This is a genomic window from Paraburkholderia ferrariae NBRC 106233 (assembly GCF_000685035.1).
Classification (GTDB): Bacteria; Pseudomonadota; Gammaproteobacteria; order Burkholderiales; family Burkholderiaceae; genus Paraburkholderia; species Paraburkholderia ferrariae.
This window is the reverse complement of record NZ_BAYB01000027.1, coordinates 72,334-94,912: the sequence shown is the minus strand read 5'-3', so window position 1 is coordinate 94,912 and position 22,579 is coordinate 72,334. Positions and strand designations below refer to the sequence as shown.

Annotated in this window: 21 protein-coding genes; 5 read left to right on the top strand and 16 right to left on the bottom strand. The window is 67.1% G+C overall.

All coding sequences use genetic code 11. From position 1 onward, the window contains the following. Positions 1-163 precede the first annotated feature (163 nt). The 4 genes from BFE01S_RS40200 to BFE01S_RS25790 form a co-directional block, all read right to left on the bottom strand. Entirely contained in the window at positions 164-1,513 is a 1,350-nt protein-coding gene (locus tag BFE01S_RS40200; protein ID WP_042338582.1) for an ATP-binding protein, read from the bottom strand. After that, positions 1,513-2,226, bottom strand: coding sequence for a response regulator (locus BFE01S_RS25800; protein WP_028227991.1), 714 nt, complete (start codon positions 2,224-2,226; stop codon positions 1,513-1,515). The genes BFE01S_RS40200 and BFE01S_RS25800 overlap by 1 nt, the downstream gene beginning before the upstream one ends. Before the next feature lie 45 nt (positions 2,227-2,271). Then, positions 2,272-2,574 (bottom strand): EF-hand domain-containing protein, encoded by a 303-nt coding sequence (locus BFE01S_RS25795; RefSeq protein ID WP_028227990.1) that lies wholly within the window; start codon positions 2,572-2,574, stop codon positions 2,272-2,274. Between the two features lie 77 nt (positions 2,575-2,651). After that, entirely contained in the window at positions 2,652-3,707 is a 1,056-nt protein-coding gene (locus BFE01S_RS25790; protein ID WP_028227989.1) for a hypothetical protein, read from the bottom strand. Positions 3,708-4,082: 375 nt separating this feature from the next. On the opposite strand from BFE01S_RS25790, the gene BFE01S_RS40195 reads away from it, so the two are divergent. Continuing rightward, positions 4,083-5,111 carry a sterol desaturase family protein gene (locus tag BFE01S_RS40195; RefSeq protein ID WP_084170160.1) on the top strand — a complete coding sequence of 343 codons (1,029 nt, stop codon included), beginning with the start codon at positions 4,083-4,085 and terminating at the stop codon, positions 5,109-5,111. Between the two features lie 46 nt (positions 5,112-5,157). Further along, positions 5,158-5,868: an SDR family NAD(P)-dependent oxidoreductase gene (locus tag BFE01S_RS25780; protein ID WP_028227988.1), complete on the top strand. Its 711-nt coding sequence runs from the start codon at positions 5,158-5,160 to the stop codon at positions 5,866-5,868. A gap of 96 nt (positions 5,869-5,964) precedes the next feature. Here BFE01S_RS25780 and BFE01S_RS25775 read toward each other — a convergent pair whose 3' ends face one another. The 4 genes from BFE01S_RS25775 to BFE01S_RS25760 form a co-directional block, all read right to left on the bottom strand. After that, the gene (locus BFE01S_RS25775) at positions 5,965-6,321 is read right to left on the bottom strand and encodes a hypothetical protein (protein ID WP_028227987.1); all 357 of its coding nucleotides are present in this window, start codon (positions 6,319-6,321) and stop codon (positions 5,965-5,967) included. A gap of 113 nt (positions 6,322-6,434) precedes the next feature. Continuing rightward, positions 6,435-7,991 carry a PepSY-associated TM helix domain-containing protein gene (locus BFE01S_RS25770; protein ID WP_028227986.1) on the bottom strand — a complete coding sequence of 519 codons (1,557 nt, stop codon included), beginning with the start codon at positions 7,989-7,991 and terminating at the stop codon, positions 6,435-6,437. 65 nt (positions 7,992-8,056) lie between these two features. Next, entirely contained in the window at positions 8,057-10,483 is a 2,427-nt protein-coding gene (locus BFE01S_RS25765) for a TonB-dependent receptor (RefSeq protein WP_084170159.1), read from the bottom strand. A gap of 96 nt (positions 10,484-10,579) precedes the next feature. Beyond that, complete coding sequence (locus tag BFE01S_RS25760; protein ID WP_028227984.1) at positions 10,580-10,951, bottom strand: DUF2946 domain-containing protein; 372 nt, start codon at positions 10,949-10,951, stop codon at positions 10,580-10,582. Between the two features lie 308 nt (positions 10,952-11,259). Here BFE01S_RS25760 and BFE01S_RS25755 point away from each other — a divergent pair, with 308 nt between their 5' ends. Then, on the top strand, positions 11,260-11,850 hold the full coding sequence (locus tag BFE01S_RS25755) for a BPSL1445 family SYLF domain-containing lipoprotein (protein ID WP_028227983.1): 591 nt from the start codon (positions 11,260-11,262) through the stop codon (positions 11,848-11,850). Positions 11,851-11,874: 24 nt separating this feature from the next. After that, the gene (locus BFE01S_RS25750; RefSeq protein WP_028227982.1) at positions 11,875-12,279 is read left to right on the top strand and encodes an acyl-CoA thioesterase; all 405 of its coding nucleotides are present in this window, start codon (positions 11,875-11,877) and stop codon (positions 12,277-12,279) included. Between the two features lie 34 nt (positions 12,280-12,313). Here BFE01S_RS25750 and surE read toward each other — a convergent pair whose 3' ends face one another. Next, complete coding sequence (gene surE, locus BFE01S_RS25745) at positions 12,314-13,096, bottom strand: 5'/3'-nucleotidase SurE (protein ID WP_028227981.1); 783 nt, start codon at positions 13,094-13,096, stop codon at positions 12,314-12,316. 224 nt (positions 13,097-13,320) lie between these two features. Here surE and ydiK point away from each other — a divergent pair, with 224 nt between their 5' ends. Then, positions 13,321-14,382 (top strand): AI-2E family transporter YdiK, encoded by a 1,062-nt coding sequence (ydiK, locus tag BFE01S_RS40190; RefSeq protein WP_245621195.1) that lies wholly within the window; start codon positions 13,321-13,323, stop codon positions 14,380-14,382. Positions 14,383-14,618: 236 nt separating this feature from the next. Here ydiK and BFE01S_RS25735 read toward each other — a convergent pair whose 3' ends face one another. Genes BFE01S_RS25735 through BFE01S_RS25705 form a run of 7 tightly spaced genes read right to left on the bottom strand, consistent with a single transcriptional unit; the run spans position 14,619 to position 22,527 of the window. Next, complete coding sequence (locus tag BFE01S_RS25735; RefSeq protein WP_028227980.1) at positions 14,619-16,256, bottom strand: AMP-binding protein; 1,638 nt, start codon at positions 16,254-16,256, stop codon at positions 14,619-14,621. Positions 16,257-16,316: 60 nt separating this feature from the next. Further along, on the bottom strand, positions 16,317-16,724 hold the full coding sequence (locus tag BFE01S_RS25730) for a RidA family protein (protein ID WP_028227979.1): 408 nt from the start codon (positions 16,722-16,724) through the stop codon (positions 16,317-16,319). Between the two features lie 40 nt (positions 16,725-16,764). Beyond that, complete coding sequence (locus tag BFE01S_RS25725) at positions 16,765-17,949, bottom strand: acyl-CoA dehydrogenase family protein (protein WP_028227978.1); 1,185 nt, start codon at positions 17,947-17,949, stop codon at positions 16,765-16,767. Positions 17,950-17,953: 4 nt separating this feature from the next. Beyond that, entirely contained in the window at positions 17,954-18,808 is an 855-nt protein-coding gene (locus BFE01S_RS25720) for an enoyl-CoA hydratase family protein (RefSeq protein WP_028227977.1), read from the bottom strand. A gap of 1 nt (position 18,809) precedes the next feature. Further along, entirely contained in the window at positions 18,810-19,364 is a 555-nt protein-coding gene (locus BFE01S_RS25715) for a MarR family winged helix-turn-helix transcriptional regulator (protein ID WP_028227976.1), read from the bottom strand. Continuing rightward, entirely contained in the window at positions 19,361-20,143 is a 783-nt protein-coding gene (locus BFE01S_RS25710; protein ID WP_407668247.1) for an SDR family NAD(P)-dependent oxidoreductase, read from the bottom strand. Before BFE01S_RS25710 ends, BFE01S_RS25715 begins: the two co-directional genes overlap by 4 nt. Then, positions 20,143-22,527, bottom strand: a complete 2,385-nt coding sequence (locus BFE01S_RS25705; RefSeq protein ID WP_028227974.1) for a bifunctional salicylyl-CoA 5-hydroxylase/oxidoreductase — start codon at positions 22,525-22,527, stop codon at positions 20,143-20,145. Before BFE01S_RS25705 ends, BFE01S_RS25710 begins: the two co-directional genes overlap by 1 nt. Positions 22,528-22,579 lie beyond the last annotated feature (52 nt).

Sequence of the window (22,579 nt, the reverse complement as noted above, 5' to 3'; positions counted from 1 at the left end):
GGATCGCGAACTATCGGGGAGTGTTGCTTCGTGCTCCCGGGCGACCTGGCCCGGCATCGTTTCGCAACGCTCAGGCGCAAGTATGAAGGCGGCCGCCGCCACGCGCCACGCGCAAATTATGTCGTTTCATGTCATCCGCACGGTCGTGTGCAAAGGCGGATGCTCAGGAGGCGCGGCCGTTCGGCGGGAGAACGGCGGGCGGGTCCAGCGGCAGCGCCACGAGCGCTTCCAGACCGCCGCCTTCGCGGTCGCGGAACGTGAGCGAGCCGCCGTGCAGGCGGGCGATGCGATCGACGATGGCGAGACCGAGGCCGGTACCGCCCGAATGCGTGCGCTCGTTCGATCCCCGGCTGAAGGGCGCCTTGAGCTTTTCCATCTCGGCTGCGCGAATGCCTGTGCCGCGGTCGCACACGGCAACGTGCGCCGCGCTTTCGTCAGCCCATGTACGCACGGCGAGGCCGGTTTGACCGTAGGCCACCGCGTTATGCATGAGGTTCATTAACAGCCGCATCACGGCGACGGGACGGAACGGGAAGGGCGGAATGGGCCCCTCTTCGAAGTCGAATTCGTGCCCCAGCCCGGCGAAGTCGGCCACGAGCTGGCCGCTCAGCGTGTTGAGGTCGCCCACCTGGAGCGGCTCGCGCTCGCCGCTGCCGGCGTAGTCCATGAACTGCTGCAGGATCGTGTCGATGCGGTCGAGGTAAGCCTCGGACGACGCCACCAGCGCATCGTTCGTGCCGCGCGGCAGGGCCATGGCGATCGCGAGGCGCAGTTTCGTGAGCGGCGTGCGGATATCGTGCGAGACGCCGGCCAGCATCAGCGCACGCGTGGTTTCGGCCTGCTGCAATGCTTCGGTCATCTGATTGAAGGCGCGGCTGACCTGAGCGATTTCGGTCGGGCCGTCGGTGGGCAGCGGCGGCGGGGTTTCGCCGGCGCTCACGCGGCGCGCGGCGCGCGCGAGGTCGGCGAGCGGGCGGTTCAGGTGGAGCTGGATCAGGTAGCCGGTCAACGCGGCCAGCACGGCGAGCAGGAGCGAGAGGGCGAGCGTGGTCGCAATGCCGGTTCCCTGCGCGTCGGGGACCAGCGGCATCGGCATCCATGCGGGCTCGCCCGAAATGTGCAGACGGATCCACAGGCGCTGACCGGAACCCGCTTGCCACCGCAAGGGCATGTCGGCGGGCAGATGGCGTTGCAGGTCGGCGATGAACACGTCGCGCTGCCACGTGCGGAAAAAGTTCACGAGACTCGCCGGCTCCGGGGCCGGCGCGGGCGGCGTTTCGCGCTGCGCATGCAGACGTGCGGCGACGACGCGGCCTTCGTCGGGGGGCATGCGCGCTACCGCGTCGTCGAGCAGGGTCACGTAGTCGGCGAAAATCACCGCGGCGCGCTCGATGCGCGGCCGCTGCACGAAATGCAGCAGCACGGCGAGCGAGCAGATCTGCGCCAGCGCGACGAGCGCCACGAGCAGCGCGATATTGCGCGCGAGCAGCGAGCGCGGCAGCGCGATGCGCATCATGCCTCGACGCCGGCCACGAGCATGTAGCCGACGCCCCAGACCGTCTTGATGAAGCGCGGCTTCGAGGGATCGTCTTCGACGATCTGGCGCAGCCGCAGGATCTGCACGTCCACGCTGCGGTCGAGCGCGTCGTGATCGCGTCCGCGTGCCCGCGCGAGCAGGTTTTCGCGGCTCACGGCGCGATTCGGCGAGGAGCCGAGGGCGTGCAGCAACAGCATCTGCGCCGAATGCACCTCGATGCTTGCGCCGTTGCGCATGAGCGCCTGCTTGCCCACGTCGAATGTGAAGTCGCCGAAGCGCAGTAGCTGCGAGGTCACCGTCGGCTCTCCCGCCGCCATTCTCTGGCGGCGCAGCAGCGCGCGGATGCGGGCGACGAGTTCGTCGGGGAGGAAGGGCTTGGCGAGGTAGTCGTCGGCACCGGTTTCGAGGCCCACTACCTTGTCGGCCGCATCGCCCTTGGCCGTGAGCATGAGGATGGGCAGCGTCTGTCCTTCGGCGCGCAGGCGGCGGCAGACCGCGAGGCCGTCCTCGGGCTCCATCATCAGATCGAGCACCAGCAGGTCGTAGGGCTCGCGCTGCAGCAGGCGGTCGAGCCGCTTGCCGTCCGCCACCGCGCGCACCTGGAAGCCGTGGCCGCTCAGGAAGCGCTGGAGCATGTTGCGCAGCTCCGCTTCGTCGTCCAGCACGATGATCCGGTGTGCCTGCTCCATCGATGCTCTCCTCGCGCTTCTTTGCGCGACGGCCTGCGGCGCGTGTCAGCCGCCCTGGCGGGCGGCTGCCTTCTGGCGCATGAAGTCTTCGATCTGCGCCAGCGTGACGTAGCCCTGCTGTTGCGTGTCGATCTCGTCGAAATGCCGGGCCACCATCGGCATGCCTGCCTGCGCCTGGGCGCGCGTGAGCCGGCCGTCGTGCGTGGTGTTCGCGCTGGCGAAGCGCGTTTGCAACTGGGACATCGCCTGTTCGATGCGCTCGCCGTCTGCGCCCTGGGCGGGCATGCCCTGAGCCGAGGCAACTGCTGAAACGATACACAAAACGAGCAGGGCAATCATCTTCTTCATGGTTTTCTCCGTGGGGTGGCCGGCATCCCTTGCCGGCCGGGTTGGATTGAAAAGGGGAAACGGCTGCGTAATTCAGGTCAGGCCCAGTGCGCGGGCACCCAGACGGCGCCGGCCCAGTGGCCCGGCACCCAGATGGCGGGACGCGGTGCAGGCGCCACGTAGACGCCGCGCGGCGCGACGTACACGGCCTGCGGCAGCGGACGCGCCACATACACGATGCGCGGCGGGGGCGGCGCCACGTAGACGACCTTCGGGGCGGGCGGCGGCGGCGCAACGTAAAGCGTTTTCGGTGACGGCGGAACCACCGCGACCGGCTTCGGCGGCGGCGGCACCACGGCCTGGGGCGCAGGCGCGACCACGACAACGGCCTTCGGCGGCGGGGGCGGCGCGACATACACCGTCGTTACCGGCGGCGGAGGCGGCGGCGCGACCACCACCGGGGGCGGCACCACCGCCACGCCTACTGCCGTCACCGAGCCCGTGGCAACCGTGCTGCCGTGCACCACAGTCGTCCCGCCCGTCGTCACTGTGCCGCCGTGCACAACCGTCGTGCCGCCCGAAGTGGTCACCACGCCGGGCGCCACGCGCGTTGCGCTGCCCGCGTGCGTGACGGTGCCGCCGTCTGTGCCCGTCACAGTCCCCGAGCGGTTGCAGGTGGAACCTGCGCAATCGGTCGAGGCCGAATGGCTCACCGTGTTGCCGCCCGATCCCGTGATCGTGCCCGACGACGAATACTGGCCCGGCGCCGTGAGCGTGACGCTGCCCGAAGTCGAGCCGCTGCGGCCGTCCGACCCGGTCATCGTGCCGGTGTGCGAGCAGGTGCCGCCGGCGCAATTCGTGTCGCCGGCGTGATTCACCGAGCGGCCGTTCGGGCCGACCGCGGTGCCGCTGTTCGAAAACTGGCCCGGTGCCGTACGCGTGACGGTGCCGGTGTTGGTGGCAACGCCGCCCCATGGGCCGGCGGCACCGCCCGCATGCGAGCAGCTGCCGCCGCCGCACGAGCCCCAGTGGGCGCCGCTATAGGTGCCGTGCGGCGTGTAGGCGGTGCCGTGGCCGGACCATCCGGCGAAGGCCGGTGCGCTCGCGAAGGCGAGCAGCGAAAGGGCAGCGGCAGCGAGAGTACGGGTCTTCATCAGAGGTCCTTGCGATTCGTTTCGGGTCACGCATTGGCGTGTCAGCGGGACGAACTATAGGACCGGGGCGCGTGCGAGTCGCGTCATAAACCATGTCGTGGTGTTACACCGCCGGGCGCTGCTTTTGCCAGACGATTCGCTGCTGCTGCCGGCGGAAGGGCGCCGCTGCGGCCCGTGCGGCCGGGCCGGCAGTTCCGGGCGGGCTTGTGTCGAAAACCTGCGCTGCGGCACCGGACGCCGCCATGACATAGGGCGACATACTTTGCGCGTGGTTTTTCGGGGGCGGCGCTTCTAGAGTGCGTCTCATCCGGCGCGTCGGCGGTTCGACCCGCTCACGACACGCCCCCTTTCAACCGACAAAAGAAGCGCTCCATCATGCTTATCACCGAAAAAATCGCGTACTACGTGACGGCGTTCGTCATTGCCGTCTCGCTGATCGAGGCCTGCGTGCTCACGTGGCGAAGCCGCCGCGGCGGTGCGCCGTTCGACTGGAACGAAGTGTGGCTCTCGCTTGCCGACATGGCCGGGCGCAAACTATTCGCACTCCTGCCCATCTCGCTCGCCCTGCCGATCCTCGATTTCGTCTGGGCGCACCGGCTCTTCACGCTGGACCTGCCGATTGTGCCGCTCGTGCTGGTCATCTTCATCGGCCAGGAGTTCTGCTACTACTGGTATCACCGCGCCTCGCACCGCATGCGCTTTTTCTGGGCGACCCACGCCGTGCATCATTCGCCGAACCAGTTATCGCTTTCGTCCGCGTACCGGCTCGGCTGGACCGGCAAGCTCACCGGCCCCGCAATGTTCTTTGCGCCGCTCGTGTGGGTCGGGGTGCGCCCCGAAGTCGTGCTCTCCATCCTCGGTCTCAACCTGCTCTATCAGTTCTGGCTGCACAACACGTGGATACCGAAGCTCGGCTGGCTCGAGTACGTCTTCAACACGCCTTCGGCCCATCGCGTGCATCATGCTTCGAATGTCGATTACCTCGATGCGAACTACGGCGGCGTGCTGATCGTGTTCGACCGGCTGTTCGGCACCTATGTGGCCGAGCGCGCCGAAGAGCCGTGCCGCTACGGGCTCGTCACGCCCACGCGCACGCGCAATCCGTTCGTGGTGGAGTTCGAGCACTGGGCAAGCCTCGTGCGCGACGTGGTCAAGGCGAAAAGTCTCTGGACGGCCGTGCGGCACGTCGTCATGCCGCCGGGCTGGCTGCCCGATGGCAAGGGCGAAACGACGGAGGAACTGCGCCTTGCGCAGCGTCGTGCCAGGATGCAGTTCGTGCCTGCCGTGTCGATGAAAAGCATGGCGCCTGTGCCCGTGCAAAGCGCAGTACAAAGCGCGGTGCAAGGCAACTTGCCCAGCGAGCGCTTGAATCGAATGGCCCGCTCGCGTAAGGTGCGCGCATAGGGCGGCCAGCCTGCCGCAACGATAGACTCGAATGGACTCGCAGCGTATGGAAACCGGTGTAAAGGGAAAAGTGGTCGCCATTACGGGCGGCTTTGGCAACCTCGGCGTGGCGACGGCGGCGTGGCTTGCCGCGCGGGGCGCACGCGTGGCGCTCATCGGGCATGGCGCGGTGCCTGCGCCTGACGCGATGCCCGAGGGTTTGAGCAACGCGCTCGCAATCGGCGGCGTGGACCTCGCGGATGCCGCGGCGGCGCGTCAGGCGCTCGATGCCGTGAACGCCCAGCTAGGCGGACTCGACGCGCTGCTCAACATCGCAGGCGCATTTCGCTGGGAAACGATCGCGGACGGCGACCCCGCCACCTGGGACCTCATGTTCGAACTGAACGTGAAAACGGCGCTGAACGCGTCGAGGGCGGCGCTGCCGCATCTGTTGCGCGGCAACGCGGGGCGGATCGTGAATATCGGAGCGGGTGCGGGCCAGAAGGCGGGGCTCGGCATGGGCGCCTACGCCGCGGCGAAGGCCGGCGTGGCGCGCCTGACCGAAGCGCTTGCCGAGGAGCTCAAGGACAAGGGCGTGACTGTGAACGCGATATTGCCGAGCATCATCGATACGCCGCAGAATCGCAAGGACATGCCCGACGCGGATTTCACGCGCTGGGTCGCGCCGGCCGAGATTGCCGCGCTCGTCGGCTTCCTGCTTTCCGCCGATGCGCGGGCGATTACGGGGGCGTCGATTCCGGTGAACGGACGCGTATGAGTTGAGCGCGGCGGCATGACCACTGCGCGCGCAGCGCAGTGGACTGCTCAGCGGCGCACTCAGTGGCGCACTCAGTAGCGCACTTAGCGGCCACGCTCAGTGGCCGTGGCCGCCCATGCCGCCCATTCCGCCGTGGCTGCCGCCTTGCCATTCGCCGCCGCCGTGGGAGCCGCCCCCATGCCAGCCGCCGCCGTGCCAACCGCCGTGCCCGCCACCATGCCAATGCGGGTTGCCATGCCACCAGTAGCCGCGATAGTAGTAGCCCCCTCCGCCGCCGCCCCAGATGCCGATGCTCGCGTAACCCGGGTAGTAGCCGTAGCCATAGGGGTAGGGATAACCGTAACCGTAGTCGGGGGAGCCATAGCCGTCGTAGTACGGATAGCCATAGCCGGGCGCGACAGCGCAGCCGCCCAGGATGGCTACCGTCGCAAGTGCCGAAATTAGCCGCAACACAATCGTCTCCGTCTGTCCTTTAGCTTGGAAAGCCACTTCAGGGTCGGGTTCAAGCAGAATTGTGTCGCAAGTTTACCGGCTCGCGCCGCAGCGCGCAGAAACGGGCCGGAGCGTCAGGAAACCGACAGCTTCGAGGCTGCTTCCGCGGCTCTTTTAGCGTCGCGCCTGGCGGCGAAGCGGTCGACGAGCCACACGGCGACGACCGTCGCCCCCATCAGCGGAAACACGATGCCGAGTGCGACGAGGCCCGCTTTCCAGGCCCGCATGGGCGGTGCGGCGTGTTCCCGGGCCGGTGCACCGAGTGCGCCGGCCATGCCGCTCGCGCGTCGGGGCCGGCGCAGCCACCACATCACGAAGCCTGTCACGGCAAGCGCGCAGAGCCCGAGCGAAATCGCCGCGCAGATCAATTGATTCAGGATGCCGAAATATCGTCCCATGTGCAGCGACGTGCCATAAGAGATGGCCTGGGAAACCGCGCCATAGTTTTCGTAGCGGATGTCCTTGAGAATCCTGCCGTCGTACTGGTCGATATAGACGGTGCGCTCGTCGCGCGGATCGGCGGGGAAGTACGACACCGTATAGACCCCCGTGGGCGAAGCGGGCAGCGCGACGTCATAGCCGCTTTGCACGCCGAGTGCGCGCATCTGCGAGACCACCTGGTCGAGGCTCCAGCGCGGCGAGTCTGCAGGGGCGGGGCGCGTCGCCTGGTCCATTGGGTCTGTTTTGCGAGTTTCGCCCGCCTGCGGCACCGGTACGGCGCCCACGGCCCACGGGACGTTGGGCAGCGGCAGATCGTCCATCACCATGCCCGGCATGGAGCTCATGTCGTGGCCCGCGTGCTCGCCCGTGAGCACGGCTGCGCTGCTGCCGGGCACGCTGGACTTCAGCGACGGATCGCCGCCCCATGAACCGGCGGGCGCGCCGAGGTTGGCGCGCGTGGCGAGCGCCTTGAACTGCTTGCCCCACGAACCGGTCCACGGCAGCCCCGTGACGACGAACGCGAACGCCCCCACGGCCAGCCAGATGCCGATGATCCCGTGCAGCCGCTTCCAGAACACTCGCCCGCCCGGTGCGCGACGGGAAAACCGTGGCGGCATGAGCGCGGCGCGCCACACTGCCCCCGCGCGCGGCCACCAGAGCGCGACGCCGGTGGCGATCATCACGAGAGTCCAGCACGCGGCCAGTTCCATCAGCAGCTCCCCGGGTTTGCCGAGCAGCAGCTTGCGATGCAGCATGCGGTCGATCTGCATGAAGCGCCGGTCGGCATCGAGCGTGCCCAGCACGGCGCCCGTGTAGGGGTTCACATACACGCTTTGCTTCGCGCCGCCGGGCAGCGCGAAGGCGAACTCCGCGCTGCGCGCGGGATTCGCGTCGATATGGGCGCGGATGGCGCGCGCCTGGGCGGGCACCGCGGTGCGGGCGCGCACGAGCAGGGCATCGGCGGGCAGGCGCGGTACGGCCATGGGCTCGACCACGAGACGTTGCGGATACAACAGTGGCTCGATCTGCGGCTGGAAGCAATAGATCGTGCCGGTGATGGCGAGCACGATGAGAAACGGCATGACGAACAGCCCGGCATAGAAATGCCAGCGCCATAGCGTGCGATAGCCGGGATGAACGGCGCCGGCGGGGCATGCGGCACGCGCGGCGCGGGTTGCGGAAGCGGACATCGGATGTTCCTCTCGAAGTTCGTGCCAGTTTCGGCGCGGTGGTGTCGGCGGGCGTTCGGCGGCGCTCAGAGGCGCAGCTTCGCCTCGCAGTAGAACGTGCGGCCCGGATACGGGTGATAGACGAAGTAGCGTTCGTCGAAGAGGTTGTCGATGCCCACGCCGATCTCGCTCGTTTTCGTCGGCCGGAACGTGAACTTCACGTCGGCGACCGTGTAGCTGCTCGTGCCGCCGAACACGTCCGGGTTGGTATCGACGTTGGTGAGCGTGTTGTACTGGCGCCCCGAGTAACGCACGCCCACCGTGAGCGCCGAGCGCGCGTCGAAGCGCCATGTGGCGACGAGATTCGCGCGCCACAGCGGTATGCGGTAGAAGTACTTGCCCACGCTGGCCGGATTCTGCGCGTTCTCCAGAATCTTCGACTGCGTGTACGCCACGCTTGCCGCGAGGTCCAGACCGTTCAGGAGTACGTCCTGTCCCTGGTAGCTCGTCTCCACGCCGCGCGAGCGCACCTTGCCGATGTTCTGGAAGTTCGTGACGTTCGGAATGACGGTCGTGTCGGTCTGGCTGAAAATCGTGTTCTTCACGTCGTCCTGGAAGAGCGAGAAGCGAAAGAGCCCGTTCCAGTGGGCCCATTCGGCGGTGAGCTCCTTCGAGAGATCGTCTTCGGGGCGCAGGTTCGGGTTGTTGTTCACAATCGACGAGCCGTTTATCTGGCCCTGGAACAGTTCGCTCACGGTCGGGAAGCGGTACGCGCGGCCGATCGAGGCGCGCAGCGTGAGGTCGTCGGTGACGTCGAACGAGAGCGACGCTTTGGGCGAGACGTGCTGGTCGCTCGCGCTCGCGTACGGCACCGTCGAAGCGCCCAGCGCCTGGTAGCCGTCGTAGGCGCGCCAGTCTTCCCAGCGCGCGCCGTAGACGAATTTCCAGCGCGGCAGGAAGCGCCAGGCGTCCTGGGCGTAGAGCGCCTGGGTTTGCGTCTTGCCCGAGAACGCATTCGCGAAACTGCCCGCGCCGCCGTCGCGCCACGCGAGCGTGTTGTACGTGCGGTTGTCGAGAAAGTAGTTGTCGTAGTGATAGCCGAAGGTCAGCCAGTGTGCGCCGAGTCCGGCCTCGGGCGTGGCCGGCGTCCACGTTGTCTTCAGATCGAGCGTCTTCCAGCCCGTGCCGTCGCCGAACGTCACGACGCCCGGACCGTCGCCCGGTCCCCCCTGGCTGGCCGTGCGCGCGACGCTGTTCGATACGTCGTAGTACGAAGCAGTGGCCTCGGCGTTCCAGCCGCTCGCCTGGTGCGTGCGCAGCGTGGCGCCGTAGAGCCAGTTTTCGCTCCAGCCGCTGCTGGGCGCGAGGGCGGCGGCCGGAATGTTGTACTCGTCGCCGTCGATGGCGACCTTGCCGCTGTACACGGGGTTGCCGTTCGCGTCGTAGAGAAACGTAGAGGTGCTGCTGTTGTAGCTCTGGTGCCAGTATCCGAGCGTCAGGCCGCCTTGCACGGCGGGCGTGAAGTCGTACTGCATGCGCAGCTTGAGCTGGTCCTGGATGGTGTGCTCGATGCCTTCGCCGTTCACGCCCAGCACCACGGTTCGCGCATTGGTCTGGTTGTTGTAGAAGTACGCGCCGTGCACCGGCGTGTCGCCGGGCTTTGCCGGCGTGGCCGATTGGGCGAGCGTGGCGAACTGCAGCGGCTGGCTCGTGTTTTCGAGGTGGTTCACGCCGAGGAGGTACGAGAACTTGCCGATGCGGTCGCCGATCGAGGCGCTCGTCTCGCTGCCGTTGAAGTTTTCGTTGACGCCAAAGAGGCTGAAGTGCTGCGTGAAGCCCTTGACGTCGGCGGTGGCTTCGAACTGCTTCGGCATGCGCGTGGTGATCAGCACGGTCGCACCAAGCGAGTTGCCCGGATAAAGCGCCGAATACGGCCCGTAGATCACATCGACCTGCTGGATCTGGTCGGGGAACACCATCGACCAGCGCGGCGGAAACGAGTAGCTGTTGCCGAGCAGGTTCGAGAGCAGGAGGCCGTCCGCGTAGACGAGCCCGCGCGCGCTTTGCGTGTTGCTCGTGCCGTGCACCGCGATGATCGAGTTGAGGTCGCCGACGAAGCGCTTGCGCACCGCCAGGTTGGGCAGGTACTTCAGCACGTCTTCGGTGTTCACCACGTTCCAGTTCTGGAACTGTGCCGGCGTGACGGTTTCGACCGTGGCGGGCAGGTTCGGATCGACGGCGGCCGCGGGCGCGCCGCCCTGGCTGGGCGCGGAAGCATTCACCGTGACGGTGGGCAGCGTGGCCGTATCGGCCAGTGTCTGGGTCGCGGCGGTTTGCGCGCGCGCGGCCGGCGCGGCGAAGGAGAGGGCCAAAGGGAAGGCTAAAGACAGGGGCAGCGGCAGCAGGCCGAGCGGGGCGCTCGCAGTGAGGACGAGGCGGGCGTGGCGCAGCGCGCGCGGCACGGCGCGCTCGTGCAGGCGAGCGCCGCCGCTGCGCGGGTAAGGCGTAGACATGAAAAGTTTCCGGTTGCGATGGACGAGCGGCCGTGCACGCCCCGGCGCGATCAGCGGATCAGGCGGGCGTGCAGGAACGGCCGGTGACGGCAGCGGTCAGGAAACGAAGGGTGGTGCGCGTGGGCGCCCGGACGGGAACGCGCCGAGCGGAGTGAAGCGGGTGGAGAGCGCCGCGACGGTCGCTACGCGGATCAGCGGGGTAGCGGCCAGTTGCGGCGGCGCGACGGAGGTCATCGCTGTCTGGTGCTGGAGCAGATGGCAGTAGCCGCAGGCACCGAACGCGTCGTCGTGTGACAGATGCGTTGCCGCCGTATCGGACTGGCCGGCCGAGCACAACGCGAACATGGCATCGGGCTCGTGCGCGCGATGCGCTTCCACGAGCTGGCTCGCGGGCGGCGCAAGCACGATGAGCCACATGGCGACGAGGCCAAGCCATGCGGTCAGCAGTACGTGCTTGCGTGCAGTCATGAGAGTGAAAGGAAAATCGCGGCGCAGTGTAACACGGGGTGTCGGACCTGCGCACGCGGCTTCCCGCCGCTGGTGCCTGCCCGGGGTTTTCACGGAGAAAGGCGAACTCGGTAGCCGGCCTGGGGTCTTATCCCGCCAGGGGCCAGCGGGCACGGCCGTTGCGGTAATTTCTGCCCGCGGGCGGCCCGGCGCGTTATGCTGATGCCCCTTCCCCGGGCGAGCGCGCGCGAGTCTGATCAGCGCGACCCGCGCGGCCAGCCCGGCAGGCAATCGAAGCCACTGAAATCGACTTCTACAGGAACACCGTTATGCGCCGACGCCAATTTCTTCTTCATTCCAGCGCCGCTCTTGCCACGGCGGGCCTTGCGCTCGCGGGCTGCACCACGACGCCGCCAGGCGGCGGCGACCTGGAGGCCCAAAACGCAGCGAAGCGCCAGAGCATCGACGCGGACGTGGACGCCACGCTCGCCCGGCTCTACAGCAAGGTGGGCGGCTCGCACGAACTGCTTTCGAAGGCGAGCGGCGTGCTCGTGTTTCCGGGCGTGATTTCAGCGGGCTTCTGGATCGGCGGCCAGTACGGCACCGGTGCGCTGCGCGTGGACGGCCGCACGACGGGCTACTACAGCACCGTGGGTGGATCGTTCGGACTGCAGATCGGTGCGCAGTCGCAGGCAATCATCTTCGCGTTCATGACTCGCGAGGCACTGGATCGTTTCCTGAGCAGCCAGGGCTGGTCGGCCGGCGCCGACGCCACCGTGGCGCTCGTGACCGTGGGGGCGAACGGCAATGTCGATACTTCCACTGCCACGAGCCCCGTCGAAGCCTTCGTGCTGACCAATGCAGGATTGATGGCCGGCATCTCGCTGGAAGGCGTCAAGGTGTCGCGCCTCGTCATTTAAGTCGAGACGCGCTGGATTGCCGACATGCACAGCTATACGCAAAAACACAAGATCCGGTTTTCCGAATGCGATCCGGCCGGTATCGTGTTCTATCCGCAGTACTTCGTACTGTTCAACGATCTGGTCGAAGCGTGGATCGACTCGCTCCTGCCCGGGGGCTATCACGGCGTGATCGGCGCGCGCCGCATCGGCATGCCGACCGTGCATCTTGAGGCGGACTTCAAGGCGGTCAGCAAGATGGGCGACGAAGTCGTGCTCTCGCTCGACGTCGAACGGCTGGGCGAGAAGTCGCTCGCGCTCGCCTGGGCCTGCACGGGCGCGGACGGAGTCGTGCGCATGGCGGCGCGGCAGACCATCGTGACGACCTCGCTCGACACGCATCGGGCCATTGCGATTCCCGACGATCTGCGCGCCGCCATCGAACGCTAGATGCGTTTTGCCGTGTGCCGCCGCGTGTGCTGACCTAGGCGCCCAGCGCGGCCCGCAGGTGCGCGAACACCCGCTCGTCGGTGCGCTCGAAGTGCAGCGGCGTGACGGAAACGCGGCCCGAGTTGACGACCGCCGTTTCCGTATCCGGGCCGTTTTCGCGAGGGCCGCGGTTGAAGCGCAGCCAGTGATAGTCGATGCCGCGCGGATCGATCTGCGGCACCACGTCGATCCCCTGCACGAGGCCCACGCCCTGGCGCGTCACGGTGAGCGGGCCGGCCGCGCTCGCGTCGATGTCGGGAAAATTCACGTTCAGACACACGGGCGCGTCGTGGGCAACGGCCGCGAGGCGCCGGATCGTTTCCGGCGCGAGTGCACGTGCCGTATCCCAGCGCACCCGCTCGCGGTCGCGGAAGGTCTGGCTGAGCGCGATCGAAGGCACGCCGAGCAACAGGCCGGTCATGGCCGCGCCCACCGTTCCGGAAAACATCGTTTCCACACCGAGATTGCCGCCACGGTTGATGCCCGAGAGCACGAGGGCGGGCCGCACGTCGCCCATCAGATGCCGTACGGCCATCACCACACAGTCTCCGGGCGTGCCGAGCACGCCGAAGCGCCGCTCGCCGCGGCGGGTGACGCGCAACGGCGAGTGCAGGCTGATGGAATGCGAGGTGCCGCTCTGATCGTGCTCCGGCGCCACGACCCACACTTCGTGCGCCAGTTCGGCCGCGACGGCTTCGAGCACGGCGAGGCCCGGGGCGTCGATACCGTCGTCGTTGGTCAACAGCACGCAGGGGAGTTTCTGATCGGAAACGGACATGGCGGATCTCTTCGCGAAGGGGAGTTCGGGGAGCCACCATTATTCCAGAGCGGCGGCATGCCCGCCGCGCGGGCCTGCGCGATGCGGAGCGATTGGCGGACGGGCTCGCGTAGCCTTGCCGGCATCCGCGCTAGACTGGCGGCCACGCTGCGGTCCCGCCGAGAGAGGGGCCGCTCATGCCCGAACCCGGCGCCCGATGCGGCGCCCGCAAAGAGGAAAACACCGTGAAGCCGCAAGACTCGCCGGATATTGCCCGCGTTCTCTTTGTCGTCGCCATTTTGTGCGCCCTGACGATCGGCTCGCTCTACGTCATGCGCCCGTTCATCCCGGGGCTCATCTGGGCGACCACCATCGTCGTTGCCACCTGGCCCGCGATGCTCGCTGTCGAGCGCCGCTGCGGCAACCGCCGCTGGATCGCCACGCTGGTCATGCTGGTGATCCTGCTGTTCGTGATCGTCCTGCCTCTCTACGAAGCCATTTCGACGCTTGCGCAGCACGGCGGCGACATCATGAAGCTGATCCGCAGCCTGCCCGATTACACGCTCGCTCCGCCGCCGGACTGGATTCACGAGGTGCCGCTGGTCGGTACGCGGATCGCGGACAAGTGGCAGACGCTCTCCGACGCCGGCCCCGGCGGCATGCTTGCCCAACTGGAGCCCTATGTGTCGATCGCCGCCCACTGGCTGATCGGGCACGCCGCTTCGGTGGGCGTGTTCGTGATCCACATGTTCGTGACGGTGATCATTACCGGCGTGCTTTACAGCCAGGGGGAGCATGCGGGCGCGTATGTCACGCGCTTTGCCAGCCGCATCTCCCCGCAGTACGGCAGGGAGGCCGTGCGTCTTGCCGGCGCATCGATTCGTGCGGTTGCGCTCGGCATCGTGGTGACGGCGGTGATCCAGTCGGCGCTCGGCGGCATCGGGCTGTGGGTGGCCGGCGTACCCGGTGCGGGTGTGCTCACGGCGGTGCTGCTGATGCTGTGCCTCGCGCAGATCGGTCCGTTCCTGCCGATGCTGGGCGGCGTGGCGTGGCTCTTCATGCACGACGCGCGTATCGCGGCGACCCTCTTGCTGGTGTGGTACGTGGTGGTCGAACTCGTGGACAAGCTGCTGCGGCCGATGTTGATCAAGCGCGGCGTCAATCTCTCGATGCTGCTGATTCTTTCGGGCGTGCTGGGCGGCATGTTCGCGTTCGGGATCGTGGGTCTCTTCATCGGGCCGGTGATACTCGCGGTGTCTTCGACGCTGCTTTCGGCGTGGATTCGGGAGGCACGGGCACCGGCGTGATGGTGCGACGGGGGCCGGGGCAGGGCGGTGCGGTTTTGGCGGTGCGCTCTGCTTTGGACGCCGTTTCGGCGTTTGCAGGCGCCAAGGTTCGAATTGGAACGCGCTTTTTTCAATAAAATCAACATTATATGAATAATGTCAAATTAATCACCGTATATAGTTGGATATTTAACGTATTACGTTGAATTACTAATAGAAGGGCGGGGTTCACCAACCATAAGCACCGCCCCCACCCCTCACATCGTCCTCAACACCGCACGCTTGAGCTTGCCCGTCTCCGTACGCGGCAGCGCATTGATAAACGTCACCACCCGCGGATACTTGTATGCCGCCACGGCGTTCTTCACGAAATTCTGAAGCTCGCTCACCATCGCCTCGTCGCCCTCGAATCCGGGCCGCAGCACGACGAAGGCCTTCACCACCTGTCCGCGCACCTCGTCGGGCGTGCCGATCACGCCGCACTCCGCCACCGCCGGGTGTTGCATGAGCACGGTCTCCACCTCGGGGCCCGCAATGTTGTAGCCGGAGGAGACGATCATGTCGTCGGCGCGCGCCTGGTAGTACACGTAGCCGTCCGCGTCGATCGAGACCGCATCGCCCGGCAGGTTCCAGCCATTGCGCACGAACTTCATCTGCCGTTCGTCGGCGAGATAGCGGCATCCGGTCGGGCCGCGCACGGCAAGGTGGCCTGTCGCGCCAGGCGCCACCGGTTCGAGCGCATCGTCGAGCGCTTGCACGACATAGCCCGGCACGGCGCGTCCGATTGAACCGGGGCGCACCTCGCCGCCGGCCGACGAGATGAAGATATGAATCATCTCGGTGCCGCCGATGCCGTCGATCATCTCGATGCCCGTCGCTTCGCGCCAGAGGTCGCGCGTTGCCTGCGGAAGCGCTTCGCCCGCGGAAACGGTCTTGCGCAAGCTGGAAATATCGGCATCCTTAACAAGCGGTGCCATCTGCCGGTAGAACGTGGGCGCCGTGAAGACGATCGTCGCGCGAAACCGCTCGATAGCTTGCAGCAGGAGCGCCGGCGTGAGCTTCTCGATCAGCACCGTCGAGGCGCCGGCGCGCAACGGGAAGCACAGAATGCCGCCCAGGCCGAACGTGAAGGCGAGGGGCGGCGTGCCGCAGAACACATCATCGGCCGTGGGTTTCAACACATGACGCGGGAACAGGTCGCACATCGCGAGCACGTCGCGATGAAAGTGCATGCAGCCCTTCGGCGTGCCGGTCGTGCCGCTCGTGAATGCGATCAGGCACACATCGTCGCTCGCCGTGTTGCAGGCGATGAACGTATCGGGCTTGCCGGCCGCAAGCTGCTCCAGGCTCCCCGGCGCATCGTCGTGGAAGTAGCGCACCTGCTTCAGGCCGGCGCAGAAAAATTCGTCTTCGGGATTCGTGCAGCGCGAGAGTTCGTCGGTTAGCCGCACGTCGCAGAGCGCCGCGGCGACCTGCGCCTTGTCCACGATCTGCTTGAGCTCCTTGGCGCGCAGGAGCGGCATGGTCGGCACGACCACGAGACCGGCCTTCAGCGCGGCGAGGAAGGCCACGGCCATCTGCAGCGTGTTCGGGCCGCGCAACAGCACGCGGTTGCCGGGCACGAGACCCATGTCTTCGACGAGAACATGCGCGCTGCGATCCACGAGCGTGCGCAACTGCGCATAGGTCGTGGCGTGCGGTTTGCCATCGACTTCGGACCAGATCGCGGGCGCCGCGCCGCGTCCCGCCTCGATCGCGCGGTCCAGCAGTTCCGCCGCGCAATTGAGCCGCGCCGGGTAGGCGACGTCGGGATTGTCGAGCAGCAGCTCGGGCCATTGCGACTCGGGCGGTAGGTTATCGCGGGCGAAGGTATCGACGTGGGCAGTCGCTTCCATGACGTCTCCAACTGATGTTTTCGTACTGTCCGTTGCAGCCTCGAAGCACTTCTCTTGCGCTCAGGCGCGCACGTCGTCCGGGATCACGGCGGTGGCTTCGATCTCGACCTTCGCGTCGTCCTCCACGAGCGCGACCACCTGCACCGCGCTCATGGCGATGTCGTAGTTTCCGATCAGCTCGCGAAACGCCGCGCCGATCTCCTTGAGCGAGGCGAGATATTCGCGCTTGTCGGTGACGTACCACGTGAGGCGCACGAGATGCTCCGGCTTGCCGCCGGCCGCTTCCAGCACCGCGACGATGTTGCGCAGCGCCTGCACGGCTTGCGCGCCGAATTCGCGGCTCGTGAAGCGGGCATTCTCGTCCCAGCCGATCTGGCCGGCGATATAGACCTGCGTGCCGCGCGCGGCGACGCCGTTCGCATAGCCGCGCGGCTTGACCCAGCCGGCGGGAAGAAGAGCTTGTTTCATAAGTCGTCCGATTCGGTGAGTGTCGTTGACACGAGCGCGCTCAGGCGCCGGCGTGGGCTTTGAGCAGATCGCGGCCGACAATCAGTTGCTGCACTTCCGTCGCGCCTTCGTAGATGCGTAGCGCGCGGATCTCGCGATAGAGCATCTCCACGGCCGTGCCGCTTTGCACGCCCATGCCGCCCCACAGTTGCACGGCGGCGTCGATCACCTGCTGGGCGCCTTCGCTCGCGTGCCACTTGGCCATCGCAGCCTCGCGCGTGACGCTTTCGCCCTGGTCGCGCAGCCAGGCGGCGCGGTAGACGAGCAGGGCGCTGCTGTCGATCGTGAGCGCCATCTGAGCGAGCTTTGCCTGGGTCAACTGAAAATCGCCGAGCGTGTGGCCGAACATCTTGCGCGATGCGGCGCGTGCGAGCCCTTCGGCGAGCGCGCGCCGCGCAAAGCCGAGCGACGCCGCCGCGACCGACGTGCGGAAGATGTCGAGCGTGCGCATGGCAATCTTGAAGCCTTCGCCCGGCACGCCCAGCATCTGGCTGCGCTTCACGCGCGCGCCCGCAAAACGCAGGCGTGCGAGCGGGTGCGGTGCGATCACGTCGATGCGCTCGGCGATTTCGAGCCCCGGCGTATCGGCATCGACCACGAAGGCGCTGATGCCGCGCGCACCCGGTGCTTCGCCGGTGCGCGCGAACACCACGTAGAAGTCCGCGATACCGCCGTTCGAGATCCAGGTCTTTTCGCCGTCGAGCACGTAGTCGTCGCCCTCCGCACGGGCCGCGAGCGCCATCGCCGCGACATCCGATCCGGCGTCGGGCTCGGAGAGCGCGAAGGCGGCCAGTGCCTCGCCGCGTGCCACGCGCGGCAGATAGTGCGATTTTTGCGCGTCGGTGCCGGCGAGCGAGATGGCGCCCGAGCCGAGGCCCTGCATCGCGAGCGCGAAGTCCGCGAGGCCCGAATGCTTCGCGAGCGTTTCGCGCAGCAGGCACACGGCGCGCGTATCGATCGTGTCGCCGTGACCGCCATACGCGGTGCCGCCCACGCCGTAGCGCAGCCAGCCCGCTTCGCCCAGTTTGCGCACGAGCGCGCGGCAGGCGGCGTCGATATCGTCGTGCGGCACGTGGGCAAGATGTTCGCGCGCCCAGGCTTCGATGCCGGCGGCGAGCGCACGGTGGCGGTCTTCGAAGAACGGCCAGGCGATGGCGTCGTGCGGGTTGATTTCGGCGGATGCCATCGGGTCAGTCTCCTTCGAATACAGGTCGGGTCTTCGCCGCGAATGCGGTATAGGCGCGGCCGAAATCGCGCGTGGCCATGCAGATTGCCTGGGCCTGCGCTTCGGACTCGATCGCTTCGTCGATGCTCATGCTCCATTCCTGCTGCAGCATCGTCTTCGTGATGCCGTGCGCGAAGGTGGGGCCCGCGGCGAGATCGGCGGCCAGTTGCTGCGCGTCGGCGAGCAGCGTGTCGGGCTCGCACAGGCGGTTGTAGAAGCCCCAGGCATGACCTTCTTCGCCGCTGGCCGAGCGGCCCGTATAGAGCAGTTCGGCGGCGCGCCCCTGGCCGATGATGCGCGGCAGGATCGCGCAGGCACCCATGTCGCAACCGGCGAGGCCCACGCGCGTGAAGAGGAACGCGAGCTTGCTGCGTGCCGTGCCGTAGCGCATGTCGGAGGCCATCGCGAGAATGGCGCCCGCGCCCGCGCACACGCCGTCCACGGCCGCGACGATGGGCTGCGGGCAGTGGCGCATGGCCTTGACGAGATCGCCGGTCATGCGCGTGAACATCAGCAGTTCGGGCATGGGCAGATCGACGAGCGGCGCGATGATGTCGTGCACGTCGCCGCCGGAGCAGAAGTTTCCACCCGCGCCATGCAGCACGATGGTCTTGATGTCCGTTGCGTAGGCAAGCTGGCGAAACAGGTCGCGCAGTTCCGCATACGACTCGAACGTGAGCGGGTTCTTGCGCTCGGGGCGATTCAGCGTAATGGTCGCGACGCGGCCTGCGACGGACCAGCCGAAGTGTTGCGCGCGATAGTCAGCGAGCGCGACGCGGTTGCCGGCGAAGAGCGCGTCGGCGTGGGAGCGGGTGGTCAAGTTAGTCTCCTTGAAGGCTGTCGCGCAGATGTTGCTTGAGCTTGCCGAGGCGCTCGTGCATCTTCGATTTTTCGTCGAGCGAGAGGCCGCCCAGCATTTCCACCACCCATTGCTCGTGCGCGACCGCCATGCGGTCGAAGAGCGCGCGACCCTCGGGCGTGAGGCGCACGGCAATCGAGCGGCGGTCGTCCGGGTCGGCATCGCGCACCACGAGGCCCTCTTTCTCCAGTTGATCGGTGATGCCGGTCACGTTGCCGCCCGTGACCATCATGCGGCGCGAGAGCTCGGTCATACGCAGTCCTTCGGGATGGCGTTCGAGCTGCGCCATGAGGTCGAAGCGAGGCAGCGTGGTGTCGAATTCCACCCGCAGGCGGCGGCGCAATTCGGCCTGCACGAGGTTGGTGGTGGTGAGCAGGCGCAGCCACAGACGCAGGCCCATATGGCTATCCGCGCCGGTGCTCATTTCCATATCGAAGACGTTCTCGGCAGGCTTCGCGACACCCTTGCGCGGGTTCTTCGCAGCGGCGGTCTTGCGTGAGGACACAGGCGAGGTCATGTGATTTCTCCACCGGAAACGGAAATGGACTGCCCGGTGATCGAGGCGGAACCGGGCGCGCAGAGCCACAGCACGGCGTTGGCGACTTCATTGGGCGTGACGAAGCGTTGCTGCGGGTTGTGGCGCACGAGGATCTTGCGCGCCTCTTCCGCGCTGCGCGAAGTCTTGCGCGTGATTTGTTCGATCGACGCCTGCAGGAGCTCGGTTTCCGTATAGCCCGGGCAGACTGCGTTGACGGTCACGCCCTGGGTCGCGACTTCGAGTGCGAGGGCGCGCGTCATGCCGATCACGCCGTGCTTCGAGGCGCAATAGGCGGCCACATACGGATAGCCCACCTGGCCCGCGGTGCTCGCGACGTTGACCACGCGGCCGCTCTTGCGCGCGAGCATGCCCGGCAGCACGGCGCGCGTGCAGAGGAACGCGCCCGTGAGGTTGACGTCGAGCATGCGCCGCCAGAGCGCGAGATCGGTTTGCGCGAAGGGCGCGGCCTGCGCCTGGCCCGCGTTGTTGACGAGAATATCGACAGCGCCGAAGCGCTCGACGGCCTGCGCGAACGCGGCTTCGACGGCACCTTCGCCGGTCACGTCCACGCTCGCGCACGCGATGTTTTCGCCGCCGGCCAGCGCTGCGCGCTGCGTTTCCAGGCGCGCGGCATCGCGGCCCATCAGCGTGACGCGCGCCCCGGCGCGCAGCAGCGTGGCCGCCGTGGCCGCGCCGATGCCGCTGCCGCCGCCGGTGACGACGGCATGAAGCCCAGCAAGGGTGGTGGATGCGCTCATCACACGGTTCCTTCCGCGCGTTGCGCGCGTTCGAGCGGCGAGAGGCCCGCGCTGGCCGCGGCGGCTGCGCGCTCGCGTTCGATGTTGCGTTCGAGCTGCGTCTTGGCGGCGGTGTACTGGCGCGGCCACATCACGTCGAAGTAGCCGATCTTCGCGGCTTCCGTGAGCGTCCACGAAGGGTTCGCGAGATGGGGCCGCGCCACGGCGCACAGATCGGCGCGGCCTGCCGCGATGATGCCGTTCGCGTGGTCCGCTTCGGAGATCGCGCCCACGGCGATGGTGGGAATGCCCGCTTCGTTGCGCACGCGATCGGCGAACGGCGTCTGGAACATGCGGCCATACACGGGGCGCTCTTCCTTGCTCACCTGGCCCGACGAAACGTCGATCATGTCGGCGCCGGCTGCCTTGAAGGCGCGAGCGATCTCCACGGCGTCGTCGGGCGTGTTGCCGCCTTCCACCCAGTCATGCGCCGAGATACGCACCGAAATCGGCTTGTCTTCGGGCCACACCGCGCGGATCGCGGCAAACACTTCCAGCGGGTAGCGCAGGCGGTTCTCGAGCGATCCGCCATAGGCGTCGCTGCGCTGGTTGGTGAGCGGCGAGAGAAAGCTCGAAAGCAGATAGCCGTGCGCGCAGTGCAGTTCGAGCCAGTCGAAGCCCGCCTCGGCGGCCATGCGCGTCGAGCGCACGAATTGCGCCTTGATCTCCTGCAATTCCTCGAAGCTGGCTTCATGCGACCATTGGCTCACGCCGCGCAGATACTGCTGCGGCGACGCGGAAACGAGCGGCCAGTTGCCGTCCGCGAGCGGCTGGTCGATGCCTTCCCACGCCACGCGCGTCGAACCCTTGGCGCCCGAGTGGCCGAGCTGGATGCCGATTTTCGCGTCGCTCTGCGCGTGCACGAGATCGACGATGCGCCGCCATGCATCGCGCTGGGCTTCGTTGTAGAGACCCGGGCAGCCCGGCGTGATGCGCGCTTCGGGCGACACGCAGGTCATTTCGGTCATCACGAGGCCCGCGCCGCCCATTGCGCGCGCGCCCAGGTGCATGAGATGGTAATCGCCGGCCACGCCGTCGTGCGCCGAGTACTGCGCCATCGGCGAGACCACGATGCGGTTCTTCAGCGTGACGCCGCGCACCCTGTAAGGCGTAAACATCGGCGGCACGGTGCGCCCGCTTGCGCTTGCACCTATGCCCGTACCCATGCCCGCGCGCGCCGCCAGCCACGATTCGAAGCCCGCGAGGTAGGCGGCGTCGCGCTCGCGCAGGTTCTCATGCGAAATACGCTGCGAACGCGTGAGCAGCGAGTAGGCGAACTGTTCGGGCTCGAAGTGAGCGTAGCGGTCCACGTGCTCGAACCACTCGGTCGAATTGCGCGCGGCATTCTGGATGCGCAGCACATCGACGCTGCGCACGCTCGTATAGTGCGCGAGCGCGGCGCGTAGATCGCCGGGATGCGCTTCCATGCTGTTGGCGAGTTCGATCGCATCTTCGAGCGCGAGCTTGGTGCCGGAGCCAATCGAGAAGTGGGCCGTATGCGCCGCGTCGCCCATCAGCACGACAGGCGTCTGATGTCCGTTCGCGCCGTGTTTCCAGTGCACCCACTCGCGGTTCACGACACGCGGGAAGCGGATCCATTGCGAGGAGCCGCGCTGATGCGAGGCATTCGAGCGCAGCGCATGGCCGTCCAGATAGCGTGCGAAGAGCTTTTCGCAGAAGGCGATGCTGTCCTCCTTGCTCATCGTGTCGAGCCCCGCGGCACGCCAGACGTGCTCGGGGGTTTCCACGATGAATGTGGAGGTGTTTTCGTCGAAGCGGTACGCGTGCGCCTGGAACCAGCCCCATTCGGTTTTCTCGAACGCGAACGTGAACGCATCGAAGAGCTTCGACGTGCCGAGCCACACGAAGCGGCAGTCGCGCAGGTCGATGTCGGGCTGATAGGTGGCCGCGTACTTCTGGCGCGTGGCGCTGTTCAGGCCGTCGCTCGCGATGATCAGGTCGGCTTCGCCGATGTCGTCGTCGGTGCTCTGCGTTTCGAACACGAGCTTGACGCCGAGCGCTTCGCAGCGCGCCTGCAGGATATTGAGGAGGCGCTTGCGGCCGATGCCGCAGAAGCCGTGCCCCGACGAACGGATCGCGCGGCCGCCGAAGTGGATCTCGATGTCGTCCCAATGGTTGAACGCGTCGAGTATCTCCGCCGCGCTTTCCGGGTCGGCCGCGCGCAGATTGCCGAGCGTCTGGTCCGAAAACACCACCCCCCAGCCAAACGTGTCGTATGGCCGGTTCCGCTCGATCACGGTGATCTCGTAGTCCGGGTGGCGCCGCTTCATCAACAGGCCGAAGTACAGGCCCGCGGGGCCGCCACCGATGCAAACGATGCGCATGCTCGCTCCTTGTGTATCTGCCAATCAATGTAGGTTTAAATATTTTATATGT